The organism is Fructilactobacillus sp. YLN 2507 (assembly GCF_059614085.1).
Map to the genome: position 1 here is coordinate 558,666 of NZ_CM184303.1, position 22,856 is coordinate 581,521.

A 22,856-nucleotide genomic window follows, 5' to 3' on the forward strand; every position below is an offset into this window, starting at 1 on the left:
TCCAGTCTTTTTACATAAAGGCAATTATTGAAATAATGAAAAATGAAAGTAAACACCACGTTAGGTTTTCCTTTCTCATGAAAATTTGGCTTCCGTAGGAAATGAGAACTAATGCAATTAAAAGAATGTCTTTTTGTAAAGCAAAATTTGCTAAAATCAAACCAGCAAAAACAATGAGACAAACTAAATTAATTGGTCTGGCAATTTCAGTTTTAAAAGCTAAGTTATAAAACAAAAAGTATAATGTTACCAAGATGCCGACGTTTAAGACGGTTGATTGTTCTAAATATTGCCGACTCAAATAATTAATTGCAGTAACGGGAATGATTGCGTTGACAATTGAAAAGCAGAATAAACCATAATAATTGTTAATTTTCATTTTTGGAATTCTCACAAAAATATTAACAACGCCAATTAAGATGGTAGAAAGAATTAAAATAAACGGAAATTGGTCAAAAATTGCTAATAAAACTGGAATTAAACTTAATCCTAAGGTATAACGTTCATCTTGCTTAGAAACCATCAGATAAGCTTCCGTTGCCCAACAAATTTGACAAATTAGCAACATGAATGATTTATCAAAGGTTTCAAATAGACGGTGTTTAGCAGCTAGGTTCCAGACTAAAATAGAAAAGAACACAAAAGTTCCACCTTGCAGTAAGTTTAGTAATGTTTGCTTTTTAGTTAAATGATTTTTCATTTTAGTACCCCACTATTATTATTAATCTTAGGTTATTTTATAAAATGGTTCAACTACTTATTTTCTGCTAGATATGATAATATGAAAGAGTTATGAGTTTATTCCCGATAGGATTCACAATTGTGTGAAGAAGCCTTGTAACCAAAACAATTAGGGGGAATCAAAATGTCAGAAAAACATTTATTTACTTCTGAATCAGTTTCAGAAGGACATCCAGATAAAATTGCCGATCATATTAGTGATGCCGTTTTAGACGCTATTTTAGCCAAAGATCCCAATGCTAGAGTTGCCTGTGAAACGTCAGTAGCAACTGGATTAGTGCTAGTTTTCGGAGAAATTTCAACGACTGCGTACGTTAATATTCGTCAGATTGTCAAAGATACCATCAAAAAGATTGGCTATGATAATCCCGAATATGGCTTTGATGCTAATAGTGTAGCTGTGTTAGTTTCAATTAACGAACAATCACCAGACATTGCTCAAGGAGTTGATGAGTCTGATGAAATTAAAAATGGTGCTTCTGATCCGTTAGATCAAATTGGTGCTGGAGATCAAGGAATTATGTTCGGTTATGCAATTGACGAAACTCCAGAGTTAATGCCCTTACCAATTTCTTTAGCTCATCAAATAATGCAAAAAATTGCTAAGGTTCGTAAAAGCGGGGAATTAACTTATTTACGTCCTGATGCTAAAACTGAAGTAACGGTAGAATATGATGAAAATAATCATCCGTTTAGGGTAGATACAGTTGTGCTAAGTACCCAACATGATCCAGACGTGACGCAAGCGCAAATTAAAAAAGACGTGATTGAAAAAGTAATTAAAACTACTATTCCATCAAAATATCTTGATGAAAATACCAAGTATTTAATTAATCCAACTGGTAAGTTTGTGATTGGTGGTCCGAACGGAGATGCAGGGTTAACTGGTCGAAAAATTATCGTTGATACTTATGGTGGTTCTGCACACCATGGTGGTGGAGCATTTTCAGGAAAAGATGCAACTAAGGTTGATCGCTCAGCTAGTTATGCAGCTCGTTACATTGCTAAAAATTTAGTAGCGGCTGGGATTGCACATCGGATAGAAATCCAACTAGCTTATGCCATTGGGGTTGCTGAACCAGTTTCAATTGAAGTTAATACTTTTGGAACGTCTTCATATAGCGACGATCAAATTATTCAAGCAATTCGACAAAATTTTGACTTACGTCCCGCTGGAATTATCAAAATGTTAGATTTACAACGGCCAATCTATGAACAAACTGCAACTTATGGGCACTTTGGTAGAACTGATATCGAGCTTCCATGGGAACAGACAAATAAAGTAAAAGATTTACAAGCATTTTTTAACGCATAAAAAAGCCGACCTTTCTGGTCGCTTTTTTATTTGGGAAATAGGGGATATCATGAATAAAAGAAAAACAACTAACGTAAAAGTTGTGACAATCGCATTGTTTATTGCCACATTTATGAGTGCAGTTGAAGGAACAATCGTTTCTACAGCTATGCCAACGATTGTTGGTGATTTACACGGCGTTTCATTAATGAACTGGGTTTTTTCAATTTTCTTATTGACGAATGCCATTGCTACTCCAATTTATGGTAAATTGGCAGATCAATTAGGAAGAAAAAGGGTTTTTATTTTTGGGGTTTTTGTGTTTACATTAGGATCAATGCTTTCTGGAATGTCAAATTCAATGGAAACTTTAATTATCTGGCGAGCCCTTCAAGGAATTGGTGCAGGTGTAATTATGCCAGTTTCTTTTACCATTGTAGCTGATATGTATCCCTTTGAAAAACGAGCAGAAGTGGTTGGTTTATTGGGATCGGCATGGGGAATTGCTTCAATTGTGGCGCCTCTTTTAGGTGGTTTTATTGTTGATAGTCTTTCTTGGCACTGGATCTTTTTTGTAAATGTTCCAATTGGAATTATTACCATCTTCTTAATTGCACTGTTTTTAGTAGAACCTCGTCAAGTTCATCATAGTAAAATTGATTATGGTGGAGTTGGGTTAATTGCCGTATTTTTGTTAGCAATTATGTATATGTTTCAAATTTTAGGAGAAACTCCATTGAATTGGATAATGATTGGCTTATGTTTATTGGTTGCTATCATTTCTGGTTGGTTGTTTCTTAAACAAGAACGAAGAGTTAGTGATCCAATTATTCCGTTGGAGATGTTTAAAAATCGGACTTTTGTAACCCAAAATTTAATTGCCGCTTTAATTAGTGGGTTTATTTTTGCTTATGAAGTTTATCTACCTGATTGGACACAAGGTATTTTAGGATTAAAAGCCACAATGGCTGGATTTGCTATTACTCCAAGCTCAGTTTTATGGATGTTAGGTTCATTTTGGGCAGGAAAATTATTGACTAAATACTCACCTAAGATGATTATGAACTTCAGTTTTATTTTTATTGGATTTGGTTCAATTGTCTCAGTTTTATTGCCAATTACAACACCATTTTGGGCGTTTTTCTTACTTTCTGGAATTATGGGAATTGGATTTGGAATTTGTATTACCACATCATCAGTTACCGTTCAAAACGAAGTTGCTCAAGATCAAATTGGGGTAGCCTCATCTTTTAATACTCTAAGTAGAACCTTAGGGCAAACTTTAATGATTTCAATTTTTGGAATTGTAATGAATAAATCAATGGCTGATGGTGTAGCAACTCATCCGCATACTAATATGAGTTTGATGAATCAATTGATTAACCCTCAAACCGCCCAGAAATTAAGTGATAAACTTCTTCCAAGTTTACGAGATATTTTATATCATTCAATTCACAATGTTTTGGTAGTGGCTTTGTTACTCGTGGTGGCGGCTTTCATTGTTAATCATTTTGATAAACAAAAGCAAGATATTTAGCGTTTTTGAATGGCTATTAGCATGGGTGGCTCATGAGTTTGATTAATGAATTGGTATTGTAAAACATTGTATTGATATTGGTTGAGTTGCTTTGTAAATGATAAAATTTGCTCTTTTTCTTGTTGACCACCTGGATGTCCATAATAGATAACTAAAATGATTACTCCGTTTGGTTTCAGCAATTTCATCATGGCTCGCACTGATGATAAGGTAGTGTCTGGTTTAGTAATAATACTGTGATCACCGTCAGGCAAATAACCTAAGTTAAAAATAGCAGCTGTAATTTTTTCAGAGGTGTATTGACTCAGGTTTTCGTGACCGTCATTGATAACAGTTGTTTGTGAACTAACATGATGTTGATCAATTAATTGTTTGGTCAAGGTTACTGCTTGAGCTTGGATGTCAAAGCTATAGACATGCCCCTTGTTACCGACTAGTTGAGCTAAAAATAAAGTATCATTACCCTTCCCAGCAGTAGCATCAATAACAACATCTCCTGGTTTGATAACTTCTTTTAGTAGGGTATGACTAAAATTTAATGCTGATTGTAATTTCAAAATTATCACCGTCCTTGATTTAATTATAACAGTAATATTAACTTGTTTTTTTTGAATAAATTTGGTAACCTTGCATTAATGAAATAAAAAAATTGTTGAAGTGAATTAGTAGAATTAAGTAGACTTTCAGGAACCAAGTGGTCGCTGTGAACTTGGAGCTATGAAATTACGAACTTCTCACTGAGATTTAACTGAAATAAGTAAGTTAAACGTTTTCCGCGTTATGGATTTAGAGAGTCTAGATGCTTTAGTCTAGGAATTTAGGTGGTACCGCGGAAATTCGTCCTATGGAATTATTGTAATTCTATGGGGCTTTTTTATTGGCATAATTAAGGAGTGAAGATTTATGGCATATGATCACACAAAAATTGAAAAAAAATGGCAAAATTATTGGGAAGAAAATAAAACTTTTCGAACCAGCGATAAAACCGAAAAAGAAAAATATTATGTTTTAGACATGTTTCCTTATCCTTCCGGTCAAGGGCTTCACGTTGGGCACCCAGAAGGATACACAGCGACTGATATTATGGCACGTTTTGAGCGGATGCAAGGTAAAAATGTTTTACATCCAATTGGGTGGGATGCATTTGGATTACCTGCAGAACAGTATGCAATGAAGACTGGACACAATCCTCGAGAATTTACTAACCAAAATATTGATAATTTTCGTCGTCAAATTAAATCACTTGGTTTTTCATATGATTGGGATCGTGAAGTTAATACAACTGACCCTAAATATTACAAGTGGACGCAATGGATTTTTGAAAAGCTCTATGAAAAAGGCTTAGCCTATGAAGATGAAATTGAAGTAAACTGGGCTCCTGATTTGATGGGAGGGACAGTGGTTGCTAACGAAGAAGTCGTCAATGGAAAAACAGAACGAGGTGGGTTCCCCGTTTATCGTAAACCAATGAAACAATGGGTTCTTCGAATTACAGCATATGCTGATCGTTTAATTGATGATCTTGATGATGTGGATTGGCCCGAAAGTGTTAAACAAATGCAACGTAACTGGATTGGTCGCTCGGTGGGAGCTAGTATCAAGTTTAATGTCGCTGAACATACTGATGAATCAATTGAAGTTTTTTCAACACGAGCTGATACACTATTTGGTGCTACCTATCTGGTTTTGGCCCCTGAAAGTGATATTGTTGATAAAATTGTTACACCTGAACAAGCTACAGCGGTTGATGCCTATCGCCAAAAAATTGCTTCCAAATCAGATCTTGAAAGAACAGATTTAAATAAGGATAAGTCGGGAGTATTTACAGGAGCTTATGCTATTAATCCTGTCAATGGGGCTAAGCTCCCAATCTGGATTGGTGATTATGTCCTTTCATCTTATGGGACAGGAGCAATTATGGCCGTTCCAGCTCATGACGATCGTGATTACGAATTTGCTAAGAAGTTTGATCTTCCTATTATTCCGGTTATTGAAGGTGGGAATATTAAAGAAGAAGCTTATACCGGTGATGGGGTTCACATTAACTCCGGATTTTTAAATGGACTAGGTAAAAAAGAAGCAATCACTAAAATGATTGATTGGCTTCAGGAACATCATGCTGGAGATAAAAAAGTTAATTACAAACTTCGAGATTGGATTTTTTCACGTCAACGATATTGGGGTGAGCCCATCCCAGTAATTAATTGGGATGATGGTACTAAATCATTAGTTCCAGAAGATGAACTTCCATTACGCTTACCAAAGACTGATAATATTAAACCATCTGGAACTGGAGAAAGTCCATTGGCTAACCTTGAAGATTGGGTAAATGTGACCGATGAAAATGGACGACATGGGAAACGTGAAACTAATACGATGCCACAATGGGCTGGAAGTTCTTGGTATTATTTGAGATACATTGATCCAACTAACGATAAGATGTTAGCTGATCCTAAGAAATTAGACTACTGGCTTCCAATTGATCTTTATGTTGGTGGTGCCGAACATGCGGTTCTTCATTTACTTTATGCTCGATTCTGGCACAAGTTCCTTTATGATTTAGGCGTAGTTCCAACTAAGGAACCCTTTCAAAAATTAGTTAATCAAGGAATGATTTTGGGAACTAATCATGAAAAAATGTCTAAGTCAAAGGGGAATGTAGTTAATCCTGATGACATTGTAGATGAATATGGTGCTGATACCCTTCGGCTTTATGAAATGTTTATGGGGCCTTTGACAGAATCTAAGCCATGGAGTACCGAAGGAATTGTTGGTGCAAATCGTTGGATTAAACGGGTTTGGAGAATGTATCTTAATGATGACAATTCAATAAGTGAAATGTTGGTTGCTGATAACGATGGCAGTTTAGATAAAGTTTATAACCAAACCGTGAAAAAAGTAACTGATGATATCGAAAAGATGCGGTTTAATACAGCTATTTCACAGATGATGGTTTTTGTTAATGAAGTCTATAAAAATAAAAAATTACCGAAACGCTATGCAGAAGGATTTATTAAACTTCTTTCTCCAATTACACCTCATTTGGCTGAAGAAATTTGGCAACAATTAGGACATGAAGACACAATTGCTTATGCTGAATGGCCAACTTATGATGAAAGTAAGTTGAAAGATGACCAAGTTGAATTGGTAGTTCAAGTAAATGGGAAAGTGCGTGCCCATGTCAAAATTGCAGCTGGGACCTCTAAAGAAGACATTGAAAAAATTGCTTTAGCAGACGCTAATATTAAAGATAACTTACAAGATAAAACTGTCAGGAAAGTAATTGTAATTCCTAATAAAATTGTTAACATTGTTGCTAATTAATTTTATGCATGAATCAGTTACTAACTTAATTAATTGTGTGAAAGTAGGATGTTTTTTTGAATAATGGATTTGAAGAAGATGTAATTCAAGAAGAATTACAAACTACTGAATCGGAACGAGCAAAGGGGCAAATGTTAAAAGGTTCAGCTTGGATGACGATTGGTAGTATTTTGTCACGAATTCTTGGGGCTTTGTATATTATCCCTTGGCGTTTAATTTTAGGGGCAGCATTGTTTCCATTGGCAAACTCGCTTTATACGCAGGGGTATAACATTTATAGTTTTGCTTTAATTGTAGCAGTTGCTGGAATTCCTTCTGCAATTTCGAAACAAGTTGCTCATTATAATGCTCTAAATGAATATGGAGTCGGGGTTCAAATTTATAAAAAAGGTTTGAGTCTTGCGATTTTAATGGGAATTATTAGTGCGTTAATTTTATGGTTTGCAGCTCCTTTATTAACTAATGGGGATAAAAATGTAATTCCGGTTATCCATTCCTTAGCTTGGGCTGTCTTAGTAATTCCAACGATGAGTTTGACGCGAGGTTTTTTCCAAGGATACAATAATATGGCTCCTTCAGCTATTTCACAATTTGTGGAACAGCTAGCTCGAATTATATATATGCTTTTATCGGCCTTTCTAGTTTTAAAGGTTATGCATGGAAGTTGGGTTACGGCAGTAGCACAATCAACTTTTGCTGCTTGTATTGGAGCAATTTTTGGTTTTCTAATTTTGGCTTGGTTTTATTGGAAAGATCGGAAATATTATCGAGGGTTAGTTAAAAATAGTAATAATAAGCTAGAGGTTCATACTAATCAGCTCTATCGAGAAATTATTAGTCAAGCAACTCCGTTTATTATTTTAGGAGCAGGAGTTACCATCTTTTCCTTGATTGATCAATTTACATTTTTCCATATTATGCGCTTTGCAACTAATTTGTCAGAAGATGCCTTACAAATTAATTATGCAATTTTTGCAGGAAATGCAAATAAATTAACGATGATTGTAGTTTCTTTGGCTTCTTCAATTGGAATTACAGTGGTTCCATTGCTATCAACAGCATTTACAAAAAAGAACCGTAAGGCGTTAAAAGATTCATTTTCGAATGCTTTAATTTTATTTGAATTTGTGATGATTCCAGCATCATTAGGAATGGCAGCCATTGCTGGGCCCTTAAATCGAACTTTCTACGGAACAGCTAATATGGATTTTAGTAGTAATGTATTATCATTTTCTTCTATTGAATCAATTCCAATTGGTTTGTTTGTAGTGGTTGCTGCAATTATGCAGGGAGTTTCCCAAAATAAAAAAGCAGTTAAATTATTTGGTTATGGAGTTATTGCTAAATTTATTACTCAGTATCCATTGGTGTATTTTTTGGGGGCTTTTGGAACCTTAGTGTCAACTATGATTGGATTTTTTCTATCCACTTTTCTAATGATTAGAGCATTGAAACATGAGTTTGGTATCAAAGAAAGTATGATTCAATTGGAAAGTATTCAAATTATTTTTTATTCCTTAGTGATGTATTTTGTTGCTTTAGTTTCAGTTTATGGTTTAAATTGGTTATTTAGTTTGTTTACTACTCCATTTAGTTCAATTGTTAGTTTAATTGTCACTGGGTTGTCTGCTTTGATTGGTGGGGCAGTGTATGCTTACTTTATGTTAAAAACAAGAGTAGCTGATCAAGTATTAGGTAATCGAATTGGTAAATTAAGAGCGAAATTTAACATTAAATAAAAAATAAGACTTTCCTAATTTTAGGAAAGTCTTATTTAGTTATGCTTCGTGCTTTTTCATAAAGTTTGGTAATGCTTCAGAAATTTGGTGGGGAAGAACTACATATTGTTTTTTTGCTAATTCGTCTGCAATAGCACTGTGAGAATAGACAGCAGCTAACACGGCATTTTCTACGTTGTCAAACTGAGCAACAAATCCTCCAATGATTCCGGCTAGCGTATCTCCCATACCACCAGTTGCTTGAGCTGGGGTTCCAACTGTATTGATAAAAGCCCCACTTGGAGTAAATACTTGAGTTCGATTTGATTTAACGACTACGATACTTCCTTGCTTTTTAAACAGGTGTTCATAAGCGCTAAGATTAGTATGTTCGTCCTGGTTTTCAATTTTAATTCCTGACAATTTTTGCCACTCCATTTGATGCGGAGTGAAGATTATTTTAGTTTTAGGTAGAGTTAATTTATTATTTGTAATTAAATCAATAGCAGAACCATCAATAATTAAGATTTGAGTAGGTGAAACAGTTTCAAAAACAGTTTCAAGTAATTTTAAACTAGAGGGTTCAATTCCTAAACCAGACCCTATATTAATGACATCCATTTTAGCAATTAGCTCCTTAACAGCAGTGACATCATTATAATTTAGATACATGGATTCTGGCACCCAATTATGTAAACTACTCTGATTGGAAGCATCTGTAATGGTAGTTGCTAGTCCAGCTCCTGCATAAACTGCACCTAATGTGCTCATAATAATTGCACCACCAAAATTTTGGTTACCACCGATTAGTGCAATTTTTCCATAAGTTCCTTTAAAGCTTTGACTGGGTCTAACTCTAATTGTTTCTTGCAAAATTTTTGCTGTAATTGGTTTCATCTCGTTCACCTCGAAGTTATTATAGCATTGTAAGATAATGATTGTGCTAAAATTACTTATGAAAAATAAAAAGGAGACTTTCAAATGATTAATTGGAAAAAAGAAGCACAAAAATATAAAAATGATTATCTTAATGACTTAAAGGAATTAGTAGCAATTGACAGTTCTCGCGACATAGAACACGCTACTGATGAGTTTCCTTTAGGCCCTGGACCTGCTAAAGCTTTAGAAAAATTTCTTGAATTTGGGAAACGCGATGGTTTTACGACGCATAATATCGAAAATATTGTTGGTTACATTGAATATGGAACTGGTGAAGATTATTTTGCTGTGTTAGGTCATGCTGATACAGTTCCAGCTGGTAAAGGTTGGGATACTAATCCGTTTGAATTAACTTTAAAAGAAGATAAAGCAATTGGTCGAGGAACTTCTGATGATAAAGGACCTGCATTAGCTGCTTATTATGGTCTTAAAATTTTAAAGGATCATGGAATTGTTCCAAATTTAAAAATTCGTTTAATTATTGGAACTGATGAAGAAACTAACTGGATTGGAATGAAACGTTACTTTGAAGTAGAACCAGATCCAAAAATTGGTTTTTCTCCAGATGCTGAATTTCCTTTGATTAATGGTGAAAAAGGAAATGTTACGTTTGAAACTAAGTTTGCCGGGAATCATAAGCAAGGTGAAAATACTTTATTATCGTTCAAATCAGGATTGAAAGAAAATATGGTACCTCGGGAAGCAGAAGTCGAAATTGAAACGGATATTGCAGATGTAATTTCTACTAAATTTGAAGAATATTTACTTGATGTTCCAGTAGCTGGTACATATGAAAATACGCCAACAGGTATCAAATTAGAAATGATTGGAAAAGCTGCCCACGGAATGGAACCAAAGAATGGAATTAATGCTGGAACTTATATGGCAACCTTTCTAAATCAATTCATTTTTGATGAAGCAAGTCAAAATTTCCTTGCTTTTATCGCAGATAAATTACACGATGATTCTCGTGGGATTAAGTTAGGACTTCAATTTACTGATGAAATTATGGAAGACTTGACAATGAATGTTGGAATTATGGATTATCAGCATGCCCAAGGGGGCTTGATTAATACTAATTTTAGATATCCTAAAGGAATGACACCTGTAAAAATTGATCAACAGTTAAAAACCAATGCTGCTGATTATGATGGTAAAGTTGAAATGAATCCAGATTATATGGAACCACATTTTGTTGATCCAAGTGATTCCATTGTAACTACTTTAATGGATATTTATAAAGAACAGACGGGACAGAAATCTGCGAAGCCAGAAGTTGTTGGTGGTGGAACTTATGCTCGTTTGATGAAGCGAGGAGTTGCTTTTGGCGCATTGTTCCCAGAAGCAGAAGATACTATGCACCAAGCAAATGAATTTCAAAACGTGAATGATTTACTCATGGCAATGTCAATTTATGGTCAATCATTATATGAATTAACTAAATAAATTCATTGACAAGCCAAAATGTTCGTTATATAGTATGTAACAAGATAAATAGAACTTTAGCAGAAAAGTTGAGTACAAATTAATAGGTCTCAGAGAATTTCCGGTAGGTGTGAAGGAATGACTGATGTAATTTGGAAGATGGGCTTGGAGCGCTTGTTGACGAATAATTAAGCAACAACGGGTTAGTATCCGTTATCAATACCAACTTTATTAAGTTATTGAGGTTGTTTTAGTAATAAAACAATAAATTAAGGTGGTATCACGAAAGCATTCGTCCTTTGATTAGGGCGGGTGCTTTTTGTGTATTTACATAAATAAGGAGTAAGAAGATGAAAAAGAAAATTTGGATTTGGCTTGGAATTTTAGTTTTAATTGTTGGAGTTGGTTATTTTAGTTTTGGAAATCACAGTAAAAATGCTAATAAAGATACAATAACAGTGGGATTGATGTCTGGATCAAAGCCTGAACAACAAATTTGGGATACAGTTGCAAAAACTGCAAAAGATAAATATGGCCTAACTGTTAAGTACAAATATTTTTCTGATTATAGTCAACCTAATGCTGCGTTAACTAGTAAAAACATTGATGTAAATGCCTTTCAAAATTACCCATTTATGGATACCTGGAATCAGGCTCATCATACACACATCGTTGCAGTCGGTGATACAATTATTGAACCAATGAGAATCTATTCCTACAAAGTTAATAACGTTAAAGATCTTCCAGCAGGGGCAACTATTGCTGTTCCTAATGATGCTAACAATGAGTCACGAGCACTTCACGTACTTCAAAGTGCAGGATTAATTAAACTAAATAATGATCAACTTGCTAATTTGAAGTCAATCACTGATAATTCTAAAAATATTAAGATTAAAGAAGTAGATGCTAGTCAAACCTCACGTTCGTTAAATGACATTGATGCAGCTGTCGTTAACGGTAACTATGCTCAGGCTGCTAATTTAAATATTAAAAAAGCAATTTATACAGAACAGTTTGACAAAGATTCACATAAATGGATCAATTTTATTGCCGCAAATGAAACTGACAAAAATGATCCTAAAATCAAAAAATTAGTTAAAGCATATCAAACTAAAGCAACGGCCAAAGAAATTAAAAAAGTCTCTGGTATTAACCAATTACCTGCTTGGAACTTAAACTTAAAATAAATTAGGTGAAAATAATGGAAAAAGAACAGAAAATTAAAATTTTACAAGATTTAGTGAGAATTAATTCGGTTAACGGGAATGAAAGAGAAATTTCTAATTATCTTGTTAATCTACTTAATCAATACGGAATTCAAAGTGCCATTCAACCATTTGTCGATGATGAAAATCGTTCTAATCTAATTGTAGAAATTGGGAAAGGAAAAACCAATCAAGTCTTTGGTTTAACGGGACATCAGGATACAGTAGCGGTAACTGATGAAACGGCATGGAAATTTCCAGCTTTTTCTGCCACCATTGAAGGAGATATTCTATATGGCCGGGGTGCTGCAGATATGAAAAGCGGTTTAGCTGCTGAAGTAATTGCTTTGATTGAACTAGTCGAAAAACAACAGATTCCAAATGGTACAGTAAGATTAATCATTACTGCAGGAGAGGAATTTGGGGCACCAGGAGCTTATAAAATTGCTCCTGAATTGATTAATGATTTAGATGGGTTAATTGTTGGAGAAGCAACTGATGGAAGCGTTACGTATGCACACTCTGGTAGTTTTAATTACCGAATTAATAGTATTGGAAAACCAGTGCACAGTTCAGTACCTAACCAGGGAATTAATGCAATTGAAGGACTTGTAGCATACATTAATGCTGAAAAACAGATGTTTAGTGAATTACCAATCGATGAATTTTTGGGTGCAGTACAGCACAGTATTACTGTGATTGATGGTGGTCAACAAATTAATACGATTCCTGGACAAGCTCATTTACTAGGAAATGTTCGTCCAACACCTACATTTAGTAACAAACAAGTTCGTGACTTAATTGAAGCAGCCATTGCTAAAATTAATCAGGAAAGTGATTATCAGTTAGAATTTGAATTACTGCATGATTTTTATCCAATTCGCACTATAACCACTCATCCATTGGTTGAAACTGCTTATAAAGTTGCCAAAGAGGCTTATCCTAATCGTGATATTAGGCTTTATACTGATAATGGGGCTAGTGATGCTAGTGTCTTCGTTAAAGTTAAACCTGAGTTACCTGTTATCATTTTAGGACCTGATTCAAAAGGATCTGCTCATCAAATTAATGAGCATACATCAATTAGTAGTTATTTAAAAACAATTGATATTTATCAAAAAATTATTAATGATTTTTTTGCAAAATAAAAAGGGCTCGTTAACGCGAGCCCTTTTTAACGGATTTCTTTTAACTTTTCATCAATTTTGCTTAATACAATTTGCGTATTTTCGGGAGTTACTAAGTCATATTCTTGTAAATCAATTTTCATTTTAGGACTTAAATCAAAGTTTTCATACCATTGTTGGTAAGCGGTCCACATCTTATGATAGTAATTTTCCAATTCAGGGTTGTTATCAAATTGTTCATAGTCACGGCCACGCTTTTTAATCCGATCTAAAATCGTATCAAAATCAGCATATGCATATACCAATAGATCTGGTTTCTTTTTTGGTAACTGTTTTAATTCATCCATCATGTTATCAAGTAACTTGAGATAAACTTCAAGTTCTACATCTGAAATATTTCCTTCTTTGTTATTTTCTCTTGTAAATAATGCATCCTCATAAATTGAACGGTCAAGAATGTTATTATCATCTTTCAATGCTTTTTTAATCATCGAAAATCGCTTATTTAAAAAATAAATTTGCAATAGAAAACCGTATTGCTTGGGATTCTTATAATAAAGCGGCAAAACTGGATTATCACCAACGGGTTCATAGAAAGGTTTTGTCCCTAGGTGATTCGAAATTTTCTCCGTTAAAGTAGTCTTTCCTACCCCAATCATTCCAGCAGTAATTATCACCATACAAAACTCCTTTTTTTATTAATATCTGTTTTAAGTATATCATTATTCAAAAATAGTTCGAAATAATTATCAAATCCTAATCGGGATATGATATTCTAATATATAAGAAAAAAGCGTAGGAGAAACATTTGAAAAATTTTTGGTATTTTATGTGGATCACCTTTCTAACGGTGATCTTATGGATTGTATATCTTTTTTTTAAACAAGCTAATTCACAAAATATAAAAATAATGCTAATTTTTATATTTTGTGTGATTTTAGCGAGAATTATAATTACTCCAATTGTTACAATTTTGATTCAGCATCATGATCGTTTAAAGGATCGAAAAGAACAAGAGAGGAAAGATCATGAGCAAAAAAATTAGTATTTTAACTTATTTAAAGCGAACCTTAATTTTGTTAGGGTTATTTTTTGTGGTGTTAATTGTTCAATTACCAATTCAGTATTTAGCAAGTGCTAAGCAAATTTCGATTTTTAAACTAAGCCTTATTAGTTTCTTGTATTTGTTTGGTTTTGGTTTAGCAATTTGGTTAGCTTTAAAGGCTTATCGAAGCGTCTATATCCAAACTAAGCATGGATTGAATAAATCGGATTGGAAGTTAATTATAAAGGCTTTGCTATTTTTTTATTTGGTAGAAATCGGGTTGTCTACTTTGAACATTCTAATTTATAAACAAAGCGGGACAGAAAATAATGACATTATTTTGTCTTTGGTAAAGAGTAATCCAATTGTTTTAATTTTAATGAGCTTTACTATGACTTTTTGTTCACCAGTTTTAGAAGAATTGGTATTCCGTGGCTATCTTATCAAAGGATTTTTCCCAAAGTTTAAACCATTAATTCCCATGATAGCTAGTGGAATATTATTTTCGATTGGTCATGTTAGTAGTAATCCTATTAGCTTTTTAATTTACATGTCCTTAGGAATGATTCTTGCCTATGTTTACTTAAAGCAAGATAAAATTGAAGTTTCAATTGCACTTCATTTTTCGAACAATTTAATTGCAACAACGTTAATGATTATCGGAGTATTGGTAGGATAGGAAAATAAATGAACATTTCAGAGTTTAATTACTATAATAATTTAAAAAATCGATTAGCAAAGGTTAAAAATGAAATTAATTTGGAAAAGAAAAATTATTTAAAAAGAATTACTAATTTAAACCAATTGAAAAATGATTATGATGTTACTACAATTGACCAATTAGTTAGTGTTTTAAATAATGGTGATGAAAATCAAATTAGTATTGATTTAAAAAATGCTTTGCAGAATCGTGATAAGCAATATTTGATCAATAATTTGCCAAAGCTTGATGAAGCTGAGTTTGAAAAGATTAGTTCAATGGATAAAGAAGCTATAAGCGTTAAAAATAACTTACAAGTGGCTACTAATTTTTACAGTGAATTTGCTTTACCAGTGATTGATGAATTAGAAAAAAGTAAATTAGTCCGGATTGATGGTTTGGAATCGTCAGGGAATGAAATTGATATATTTCTTGAAATTGATTATTTTTCAACATATGATGACTTCAAAGAGGATTTTGCTGGAGCTGAATTTGTTTCAGAAATTGTTAAAAAGCATTTGGAAAAACAGCAATCAATGAGTATGATAATTACAGCAGATAATTATCCAAATCAATATGACATTACAATTATGCCAGAAGAAGGAGAATAGAAATGGTCGATAGAAGAGATTACAAATATCCTGATACACAAGCGTATGATGCTGTAGTTAGAGCATTAAATGAAAATGATGTGACAGTTAGGGATATTTCAAAGGTTGTTTACAATTTACAAAAGAAATATATAAAGATTCCTAGTATGGAATATGTTGATAAGATTGTGATTGATGTTTTACACAAACGTGAAGTTTTAAATAATGCTTTAGTTGGTTTAGAAATTGACCGATTAGCGTCAGAACACAAGCTTAATGAGCCACTTCAGAGTATTGTGGAACATGATTTAGGAGTTTTTGGAGTGGACGAAACATTAGCATTGGGAATTGCCAATATTTATGGAACGATTGGAATTACTAATTACTGTGGTTTAGATACGAATAAACAAGGGATTGTAAGAACTCTTGATCAAAGAACTGATCGAGTTACTACTTTTATTGATGATATTGTGGCCTCAGTTGCAGGGGCTGCTTCTGCTAAAATTGCTCACGAAAATTCATAGTATAAAAAATTCTCTCCGTTTTTATAATAAAAACGGAGAGAATTTTTTTTATGATTAATTTGCAGGTTTCACTGCCTTGACACATTTAGGACCAAATTCAAATTCATCGTCTAGTAATTCTGCCTTACCAACGTTTTTTCGGATTACTTTTAACCAGTTTGACTCATTATCACCAAGTCCGGTTTGACTAACAAAAACAACTTCTACTAAATCGCCAACTTTATATGGAATTGCTTTATCAAACTCTTGAAGGGTATATGTTTCATATGCTTTAGTTTTCATGTTTATTACTCCTAAATTATTATTTAATCTTATTTAGTTTACATCAGAACGATATAAACCGACAACTTTACCTAAAATTGTACAATTTTTTAAAATGATTGGAGCCATTGAATCATTTTCTGGCTGAAGTCGAAAATGATCGCTTTCTTTAAAAAATCGTTTACAAGTTGCTTCACCTTCATCATTCATAGCAATCACAATTTCACCATTTTCAGCATTTTGCTGGCGGCGAACAATGACTTGATCTCCGTCTAAAATTCCAATTTTAATCATACTAGTTCCACTGATGGTTAGCATAAAAAGTGAATCAGCATTTTGAGCTAAGTTTTCGGGTACTGGGAAATAATCGGTGGCTTCTTGGACGGCTAAAATTGGTTCACCAGCTGCAACAACTCCTAACAGTGGAATTTCCTTGCTATGAATTTCAGGAGTTAGGCCTAAAAATTCGATTCCATCAGAGGTAACTTCCAAGGCACGTGGTTTAGTGGGGTCTTTACTTATATACCCCTTTTTTTCTAAACGAGATAAATGTCCATGGACTGTTGAAGTTGATGAAAGTCCAACCTCTTTTCCAATTTCTCTTACAGTGGGGGGATAACCATGTTCTCGGACATTATTATAAATAAAACGTAGAATATCCTTTTGTTTTGTATTTGCATTTATTGACATCATTACACCTCTAAAAATGATTATTACATAGTATGTTAAGATTAACATATTTTATGTGGTTTGCAAACACTAGTTCGCATCTGAAAACTTTGTTTCTGTAAAATTTCATGCTATTATAGAGATAATTAAATCTAAGGAGTTGTTGACATGGCTGAAGATCCAGAACTTAAAAAAATCATCCCAAGGATTAACGAATTAGCAAAAAAAGCTAAATTGCAAGACTTGTCTGATGAAGAAAAAGAAGAACAAAATCGTTTACGTAAACAATATCTAAAGCGTTTTAAATCCAACTTTAGAAGTCAAATTGAAATGACTCAAGTTTACGATAAAGATGGAAAAGAAGTTACGCCAGATGAAGTCAAAGAAGTTCAGCGTAAAAAAGATCTTAGAGATGATTAAAATAATAACAAAGGAGAATTAACTTATGGCAACTTGGATGTGGATCGGATTAATCTTAGTCGCACTTGCTGCTGGGCTAGCACTTGGCTTTTTTGGTGCTCGTAAATACATGGAAAAATATTTAAAAGAGAATCCCCCAATTAACGAAGAGCAATTAAAGGGAATGATGCTTCAAATGGGTCAAAAGCCTTCTAAGAAGAAATTGAACCAAATGATGAATTCAATGAAACGAAATGCAAAATAAAAAACGTCACTAATTAGTGACGTTTTTTTGATTCATCAATATATACGTAATTTGGATTGATTTCTGCGTCTAAAGTTTTAAAAGCATCACTCATTTGTTTTTCAACTAAGGCCTGATTTTGATTATTTAGTTTGAGATTTTTATCTACGAAAATTGGATTACCAAAATTAATATGGGCTTTGTGGCGACTGAATAATTCTTTTAAAGTCAATGGACCTTGATAAACAACGGGTAAAATTGGAACACCGGACATTTTAGCAATCATGGCAGCGCCGCCTTTTAGTTTAGTAGAATGTCGCGTTCCAGAAGGAAAAATTACTACTGATAAATTAGTTTTACGAAGGATCTTGATTGGGCGCTTAATTACTGATATTCCAGGATTGTTACGATCAACTGGTTCAACATTTAATTTAGTAAGAAACCACCCCATAATTGGGTTTTTAAATAATTCTTTTTTAGCAATGAAATATAATTGCTTAGGCAATAAGACTACTGCAAAATAAATCATATCAAACCACGTACGATGTGGTGCAACGAGAATGTAATTTCCCTTTGGAATACGATCTCGATTCATCACATCAATTTTTCCATTGGCAAGACGAATAAGTCCTTTAGCTAATGAAAAGATAAATGAATAAAACAATCTTCTCATCCTCCTTTTTGAGTTGTACAATTGATATTATAGCATTATAACGAAATGTAAAAGGGTGAAAAACGATGAATCAACCAATTGAATTAAAAGCTGGTGAGCGGATTGATCAATTATATAGTAATGATATTAAAATTATTCAAAATGCCGAAGTTTTTTCTTTTTCATTAGATGCAGTGATGTTGGCTAACTTTGCAAAAGTTAAGCAAGGACAAAAAACTAGAATTGTAGATCTTTGTGCTGGAAATGGAGCAGTAGGATTATTTATTAGTAAGAAAACCAAGGGTAAAATTATTGAAATTGAAATTCAATCAAGATTGAGTGACATGGCAGCTAGAAGTGTCGCTTTAAATAATTTAGATGATCAAATTTCAGTTTTTAATTTTGACTTAAAGGACAGCTTAGCACATTTAAAAAAAGAATCGTTTGATACGGTAACGGTTAATCCACCTTATTTTGCGAATGAAAAGCAAAGTCGAAAGAATCCTAATCCATATTTAGCAATTGCTCGACATGAAATCAAAACAAATTTGGCAATGGTAATAAAGACTGCTAGTGAACTTTTGAAAAATAATGGTAGACTTTATCTAGTTCATCGCCCTGAACGTTTACTAGATATTTTGAATGAGATGCAAAAGCACCGTTTGGCACCTAAAGAAATTCAATTCGTTTATCCAAAGTCTGGACGTGATGCTAATATGATTTTGATTTCTGCAATTAAGGATGGAAAATTAAGTGGATTGAAAATTGATCCCCCAGTCGTTGTTTATAATGACGACAATACTTATAATGATTTAGTTAGTGAGTTACTTTATGGCAAGTAAAAAATATTATCTATATGTTTTAGTTTGTGGTGATGGATCATTTTATGGTGGATTTACTGATAATGTTGAACATCGTCTGTATCAGCATCAAAGTGGAAAGGGAGCTAAGTATACAAAAAGTCATGCTCCAGTTCGACTATTATATTATGAAGATTTTGATAACAAAAGTGATGCATTAAAGGCCGAATACGCATTTAAACATCAAACGCGTTTTGCAAAAGAACAATATTTAATTAATCATGGAGTTGACCCAATTCTTTGGATTAATTAATTTTGAAATTATATTTGAAATTAAGTTAAATATTTTGTATAATTAATATCGGTGTTAATTTACCAATACGCATCTGGATGGTTTTGCATAGTAGTGCTCTTTGAGTTCCATGCATAATTCCAGAGAGGAAAAACTAAATTTTGGAGGCTTATTATGGCTGTTGTATCAATGAAACAATTATTAGAAGCTGGTGTACATTTTGGTCACCAAACTCGTCGTTGGAATCCTAAAATGGCTAAATACATTTTTACTGAACGTAATGGTATTTACATTATTGACTTACAAAAAACTGTTAAGTTATTAGGTTCTGCTTACAACTTTATGAAGAGTGAAGCTGCAGACGATGCTGTAGTTCTTTTTGTAGGAACTAAGAAACAAGCACAAGATGCCATTGAAGAAGAAGCAAAACGTGCTGGTCAATTCTACGTTAACCATCGTTGGTTAGGTGGAACACTTACTAACTGGAATACCATTCAAAAACGGATTAAGTATTTAAAAGATCTTAAAAAGATGGCTACTGATGGTACTTTCGATCGATTACCTAAAAAAGAAGTTGCTTTATTAACTAAGCAAACTGCTAAACTTGAAAGATTCTTAGGCGGTATTGAAGATATGCCTAAGATTCCTAATGTAATGTTTATTGTTGACCCTCATAAAGAGGAAATTGCTCTTAAAGAAGCTCAAAAATTAAACATTCCAGTTATTGCAATGGTTGATACTAATACTGATCCAGATGGTATTGATTATGTTATTCCATCAAATGATGATGCAATTCGTGCTATTAGACTAATCACTTCAACTATGGCTGATGCAGTTATTGAAGGTCGCCAAGGGGAAGATGACGTTAACGAAGAAACTTTCGTGGAAGAAACAACTGAAACAGAAGATAAATAATTAATTGTCAGGCTGACGCTATTTAGACCTATTCGGCCTAGTAGAGTCAGCTTTTTAAATAAAAAAATAAAGGGAGTTCCTAGATTATGGCTAAAATTACTGCACAACAAGTTAAAGATTTACGTGAAAAGACCAGCGCTGGAATGATGGATGCTAAAAAAGCTTTGGTTGAAGCTGATGGTGATGAAAAGAAAGCAATGGAAATCCTTAGAGAAAAAGGGGTTGCTAAAGCTCAAAAGAAGAGTGGTAACACTGCTGCCAATGGATTAACTAAAGTTTCGGTTCATGATAACAAAGCTGCCATTATTGAAATTAATTCAGAAACAGATTTCGTTGCCGCTAATGATGACTTCAAAAACTTAGTTGATGAAGTTGGTGATTTAATTGCTCTTGAACAACCAAATGATGTTGAAGCTGCCCTTAAATTACACTTAGGTGAAGATGGTTCTGTTGAAGACACTATTATCCACACTAGCCAAATTACAGGTGAAAAGGTTTCTCTTCGTCGCTTTGCAGTAATGAATAAAAACGATGATGAAAATTTTGGTGCCTACTTGCATAATGGCGGTGAAATTGGCGTTTTAGTTAAGATTTCTGGTGCAGACAAGGACGTTGCTAAAGATGTTGCAATGCACATTGCTGCTACTAACCCTGAATTCTTATCAAAAGATGATATTTCAGCTGAACGTTTACAACATGAAAAAGACATGCTTACTAAAGAAGCTCTTGCTGAAGGTAAGCCAGCTAATATCGTTGAAAAGATGGTTGCTGGTCGTGTACACAAATTCCTTGCTGAAATTTGTTTAGTTGACCAACCATTTGTTAAAGATCCTGACCAAACTGTAGGTCAATATGTTGCATCTAAAGGTGGAAAAGTTGAAGCCTTTGTCAGATATCAAGTTGGTGAAGGTATCGAAGAAGCTACAGAAGCTACAGACTAGTTCTGGTAGCTTTGAAAAGCTCTTTATCAAATGGAAATGATGATTTGAATAAATGAGGTTTACTAAAAGCGATTGAATTCTGAATGAGTTCGATCGCTTTTTTTATCTATTTGAATTTGTCATTAAGACTTATTCAATGGGCCATAGGACAAACCTACCGTAATTAAGGCTTTTATGCTAAAATAAAGGTTATAAACAAAGAATTTTCTGGAGGAAGTTAAATGTCTGAATTAAAATATAAACGGATTGTTTTAAAGTTAAGTGGAGAAGCATTGGCAGGCGAAAAAGGTTTTGGCATTAACCCACCTGTTATTAAAAAGATTGCTGAAGAAATTAAAGATGTTTACAACCAAGGAATTCAAATTGCAATTGTAGTAGGTGGCGGTAATATGTGGCGTGGTGAAGCGGGCGCCGAAATGGGAATGGAACGTTCACAAGCTGATTATATTGGAATGCTTTCAACTGTTATGAACGGACTAGCCCTTCAAGATAATTTGGAAACATCTGGGGTACCTACCCGTTTACAAACTTCAATTGAAATGAAACAAATTGCTGAGCCATATATTAGAAGAAAAGCGGTTCGCCACCTTGAAAAGGGTCGCATCGTAATTTTTTCTGGTGGAACTGGTAATCCATACTTTTCAACTGATACCGCTGCTGTTTTGCGTGCGGCGGAAATTGATGCTGATGCAATTTTAATGGCAAAAAATGGAACAGATGGAATTTATTCTGCTGATCCAAACAAAGATAAAAATGCAATTAAATATGACAAATTAACCCAAAAACAAATTCTGGAAAAAGGACTTAATGTGATGGACTCAACTGCAAGTTCATTATCCATGGATAACGATATTCCGTTAGTGGTCTTCAACTTAAACAAACCTGGAAATATTAAACGGGTTGTTCAAGGTGAAAATATTGGAACTATTGTGGAAGGAAAATAAAGATGGCTAATACAAATGAATTAATTAATGATACAAAACATAAAATGGAAAAAGCACAATCAGTACTTGAATCTGACTTAGGTCAAATGCGGGCAGGGCGTGCAAATGCAAGTATTCTTAAACCTGTAATGGTAGAATATTATGGAGCACCAACTCCATTGGTTCAAGTTGCTTCAATTTCGATTCCAGAACCCCGGATTATGATGATTACTCCTTACGATAAGACTGCTTTAAAGGAAATTGAACGTGGAATTTTAGAAGCTGATTTAGGGCTTAATCCGATGAATGACGGAGATGTGGTTCGGATTGAAATTCCACAACTTACTGAGGAACGCCGGATGGAATTAGCAAAGAAAGTTAAGGCAGCTGGTGAGCAAAGTAAAGTTGCAGTGAGAAATGTTCGTCGTGATAGTATGGACGTGGTTAAACGCAATTCAAAAAGTGATGAAATTAATGATGATGAAGCACATGATTTAGAAGATCAAATTCAAAAGCTTACCAATGAAGCAATTAAAGGAATTGATCAAATCGTTAAAGATAAACAAGCATCAGTAATGAATGACTAGGGAA

Annotated in this window: 25 protein-coding genes, 1 riboswitch and 2 other annotated features; of the genes, 18 read left to right on the plus strand and 7 right to left on the minus strand. The window is 33.7% G+C overall.

From position 1 onward, the window contains the following. Nucleotides 1-10: 10 nt before the first annotated feature. Entirely contained in the window at nucleotides 11-700 is a 690-nt protein-coding gene (locus AC0GLY_RS02975; RefSeq protein WP_496612045.1) for a hypothetical protein, read from the minus strand. Nucleotides 701-785: 85 nt separating this feature from the next. Further along, nucleotides 786-868: riboswitch (SMK box riboswitch) on the plus strand. On the opposite strand from AC0GLY_RS02975, the gene metK reads away from it, so the two are divergent. Then, nucleotides 866-2,056 carry a methionine adenosyltransferase gene (gene metK / locus AC0GLY_RS02980; protein ID WP_496612046.1) on the plus strand — a complete coding sequence of 397 codons (1,191 nt, stop codon included), beginning with the start codon at nucleotides 866-868 and terminating at the stop codon, nucleotides 2,054-2,056. Its footprint overlaps the riboswitch before it by 3 nt. A 49-nt stretch (nucleotides 2,057-2,105) precedes the next feature. After that, the gene (locus AC0GLY_RS02985; RefSeq protein WP_496612047.1) at nucleotides 2,106-3,572 is read left to right on the plus strand and encodes an MDR family MFS transporter; all 1,467 of its coding nucleotides are present in this window, start codon (nucleotides 2,106-2,108) and stop codon (nucleotides 3,570-3,572) included. Here AC0GLY_RS02985 and mnmM read toward each other — a convergent pair. Then, nucleotides 3,569-4,129 (minus strand): tRNA 5-(aminomethyl)-2-thiouridylate-methyltransferase MnmM, encoded by a 561-nt coding sequence (gene mnmM / locus AC0GLY_RS02990; RefSeq protein WP_496612048.1) that lies wholly within the window; start codon nucleotides 4,127-4,129, stop codon nucleotides 3,569-3,571. The genes AC0GLY_RS02985 and mnmM overlap by 4 nt on opposite strands. Nucleotides 4,130-4,215: 86 nt before the next feature. Continuing rightward, nucleotides 4,216-4,420, plus strand: a binding site (T-box leader). Between the two features lie 55 nt (nucleotides 4,421-4,475). Here mnmM and leuS point away from each other — a divergent pair. Further along, on the plus strand, nucleotides 4,476-6,896 hold the full coding sequence (leuS, locus tag AC0GLY_RS02995; protein ID WP_496612049.1) for a leucine--tRNA ligase: 2,421 nt from the start codon (nucleotides 4,476-4,478) through the stop codon (nucleotides 6,894-6,896). Nucleotides 6,897-6,952: 56 nt separating this feature from the next. Continuing rightward, nucleotides 6,953-8,635, plus strand: a complete 1,683-nt coding sequence (locus AC0GLY_RS03000) for a putative polysaccharide biosynthesis protein (RefSeq protein WP_496612050.1) — start codon at nucleotides 6,953-6,955, stop codon at nucleotides 8,633-8,635. Between the two features lie 39 nt (nucleotides 8,636-8,674). On the opposite strand, the gene AC0GLY_RS03005 is transcribed toward AC0GLY_RS03000, so the two are convergent. Next, complete coding sequence (locus AC0GLY_RS03005) at nucleotides 8,675-9,511, minus strand: NAD(P)H-hydrate dehydratase (protein WP_496612051.1); 837 nt, start codon at nucleotides 9,509-9,511, stop codon at nucleotides 8,675-8,677. Nucleotides 9,512-9,595: 84 nt separating this feature from the next. Between AC0GLY_RS03005 and pepV the strand changes: the two genes are divergently transcribed. The 3 genes from pepV to AC0GLY_RS03020 all read left to right on the plus strand — a co-directional run bounded on the left by pepV (nucleotide 9,596) and on the right by AC0GLY_RS03020 (nucleotide 13,331). Beyond that, nucleotides 9,596-10,999: a dipeptidase PepV gene (pepV, locus tag AC0GLY_RS03010; RefSeq protein WP_496612052.1), complete on the plus strand. Its 1,404-nt coding sequence runs from the start codon at nucleotides 9,596-9,598 to the stop codon at nucleotides 10,997-10,999. Nucleotides 11,000-11,052: 53 nt separating this feature from the next. Beyond that, nucleotides 11,053-11,281, plus strand: a binding site (T-box leader). 47 nt (nucleotides 11,282-11,328) lie between these two features. Further along, a complete protein-coding gene (locus AC0GLY_RS03015; RefSeq protein WP_496612053.1) occupies nucleotides 11,329-12,165 on the plus strand; it encodes a MetQ/NlpA family ABC transporter substrate-binding protein in 837 nt (278 codons plus the stop codon). Nucleotides 12,166-12,179: 14 nt separating this feature from the next. After that, nucleotides 12,180-13,331 carry an ArgE/DapE family deacylase gene (locus AC0GLY_RS03020; RefSeq protein WP_496612054.1) on the plus strand — a complete coding sequence of 384 codons (1,152 nt, stop codon included), beginning with the start codon at nucleotides 12,180-12,182 and terminating at the stop codon, nucleotides 13,329-13,331. 26 nt (nucleotides 13,332-13,357) lie between these two features. Here the strand turns inward: AC0GLY_RS03020 and AC0GLY_RS03025 are convergent, their stop codons facing one another. Further along, nucleotides 13,358-13,990: a deoxynucleoside kinase gene (locus AC0GLY_RS03025; RefSeq protein WP_496612055.1), complete on the minus strand. Its 633-nt coding sequence runs from the start codon at nucleotides 13,988-13,990 to the stop codon at nucleotides 13,358-13,360. A gap of 348 nt (nucleotides 13,991-14,338) precedes the next feature. Between AC0GLY_RS03025 and AC0GLY_RS03030 the strand changes: the two genes are divergently transcribed. The 3 genes from AC0GLY_RS03030 to AC0GLY_RS03040 are packed head-to-tail and all read left to right on the plus strand — an operon-like array spanning nucleotide 14,339 to nucleotide 16,169. Continuing rightward, nucleotides 14,339-15,034: a CPBP family intramembrane glutamic endopeptidase gene (locus tag AC0GLY_RS03030; RefSeq protein WP_496612056.1), complete on the plus strand. Its 696-nt coding sequence runs from the start codon at nucleotides 14,339-14,341 to the stop codon at nucleotides 15,032-15,034. A gap of 8 nt (nucleotides 15,035-15,042) precedes the next feature. Then, entirely contained in the window at nucleotides 15,043-15,666 is a 624-nt protein-coding gene (locus AC0GLY_RS03035; RefSeq protein WP_496612057.1) for a hypothetical protein, read from the plus strand. Nucleotides 15,667-15,668: 2 nt separating this feature from the next. Continuing rightward, nucleotides 15,669-16,169, plus strand: a complete 501-nt coding sequence (locus AC0GLY_RS03040) for a phosphatidylglycerophosphatase A family protein (RefSeq protein ID WP_496612058.1) — start codon at nucleotides 15,669-15,671, stop codon at nucleotides 16,167-16,169. Between the two features lie 54 nt (nucleotides 16,170-16,223). Here the strand turns inward: AC0GLY_RS03040 and AC0GLY_RS03045 are convergent, their stop codons facing one another. Then, nucleotides 16,224-16,451: a hypothetical protein gene (locus AC0GLY_RS03045; protein WP_496612059.1), complete on the minus strand. Its 228-nt coding sequence runs from the start codon at nucleotides 16,449-16,451 to the stop codon at nucleotides 16,224-16,226. Between the two features lie 33 nt (nucleotides 16,452-16,484). Next, nucleotides 16,485-17,120: a transcriptional repressor LexA gene (gene lexA / locus AC0GLY_RS03050; RefSeq protein ID WP_496612238.1), complete on the minus strand. Its 636-nt coding sequence runs from the start codon at nucleotides 17,118-17,120 to the stop codon at nucleotides 16,485-16,487. A 147-nt stretch (nucleotides 17,121-17,267) separates the two neighbouring features. Here lexA and AC0GLY_RS03055 point away from each other — a divergent pair, with 147 nt between their 5' ends. Beyond that, nucleotides 17,268-17,519 carry a DUF896 domain-containing protein gene (locus AC0GLY_RS03055; RefSeq protein ID WP_496612060.1) on the plus strand — a complete coding sequence of 84 codons (252 nt, stop codon included), beginning with the start codon at nucleotides 17,268-17,270 and terminating at the stop codon, nucleotides 17,517-17,519. A 25-nt stretch (nucleotides 17,520-17,544) separates the two neighbouring features. Further along, nucleotides 17,545-17,763 (plus strand): YneF family protein, encoded by a 219-nt coding sequence (locus AC0GLY_RS03060; RefSeq protein ID WP_496612061.1) that lies wholly within the window; start codon nucleotides 17,545-17,547, stop codon nucleotides 17,761-17,763. Nucleotides 17,764-17,776: 13 nt separating this feature from the next. Here AC0GLY_RS03060 and AC0GLY_RS03065 read toward each other — a convergent pair whose 3' ends face one another. Further along, on the minus strand, nucleotides 17,777-18,406 hold the full coding sequence (locus AC0GLY_RS03065; RefSeq protein WP_496612062.1) for a lysophospholipid acyltransferase family protein: 630 nt from the start codon (nucleotides 18,404-18,406) through the stop codon (nucleotides 17,777-17,779). 74 nt (nucleotides 18,407-18,480) lie between these two features. Between AC0GLY_RS03065 and AC0GLY_RS03070 the strand changes: the two genes are divergently transcribed. The 6 genes from AC0GLY_RS03070 to frr all read left to right on the plus strand — a co-directional run bounded on the left by AC0GLY_RS03070 (nucleotide 18,481) and on the right by frr (nucleotide 22,852). Then, a complete protein-coding gene (locus AC0GLY_RS03070; RefSeq protein WP_496612063.1) occupies nucleotides 18,481-19,236 on the plus strand; it encodes a tRNA1(Val) (adenine(37)-N6)-methyltransferase in 756 nt (251 codons plus the stop codon). Continuing rightward, the gene (locus AC0GLY_RS03075; RefSeq protein WP_496612064.1) at nucleotides 19,226-19,507 is read left to right on the plus strand and encodes a GIY-YIG nuclease family protein; all 282 of its coding nucleotides are present in this window, start codon (nucleotides 19,226-19,228) and stop codon (nucleotides 19,505-19,507) included. Before AC0GLY_RS03070 ends, AC0GLY_RS03075 begins: the two co-directional genes overlap by 11 nt. A 153-nt stretch (nucleotides 19,508-19,660) precedes the next feature. Further along, a complete protein-coding gene (gene rpsB, locus AC0GLY_RS03080; protein ID WP_496612065.1) occupies nucleotides 19,661-20,401 on the plus strand; it encodes a 30S ribosomal protein S2 in 741 nt (246 codons plus the stop codon). 83 nt (nucleotides 20,402-20,484) lie between these two features. Then, nucleotides 20,485-21,342 carry a translation elongation factor Ts gene (gene tsf / locus AC0GLY_RS03085; protein WP_496612239.1) on the plus strand — a complete coding sequence of 286 codons (858 nt, stop codon included), beginning with the start codon at nucleotides 20,485-20,487 and terminating at the stop codon, nucleotides 21,340-21,342. A gap of 221 nt (nucleotides 21,343-21,563) precedes the next feature. Continuing rightward, the gene (gene pyrH / locus AC0GLY_RS03090) at nucleotides 21,564-22,286 is read left to right on the plus strand and encodes a UMP kinase (protein ID WP_496612066.1); all 723 of its coding nucleotides are present in this window, start codon (nucleotides 21,564-21,566) and stop codon (nucleotides 22,284-22,286) included. A gap of 2 nt (nucleotides 22,287-22,288) precedes the next feature. Next, nucleotides 22,289-22,852, plus strand: coding sequence for a ribosome recycling factor (gene frr / locus AC0GLY_RS03095; protein ID WP_496612067.1), 564 nt, complete (start codon nucleotides 22,289-22,291; stop codon nucleotides 22,850-22,852). Nucleotides 22,853-22,856: the final 4 nt, after the last annotated feature.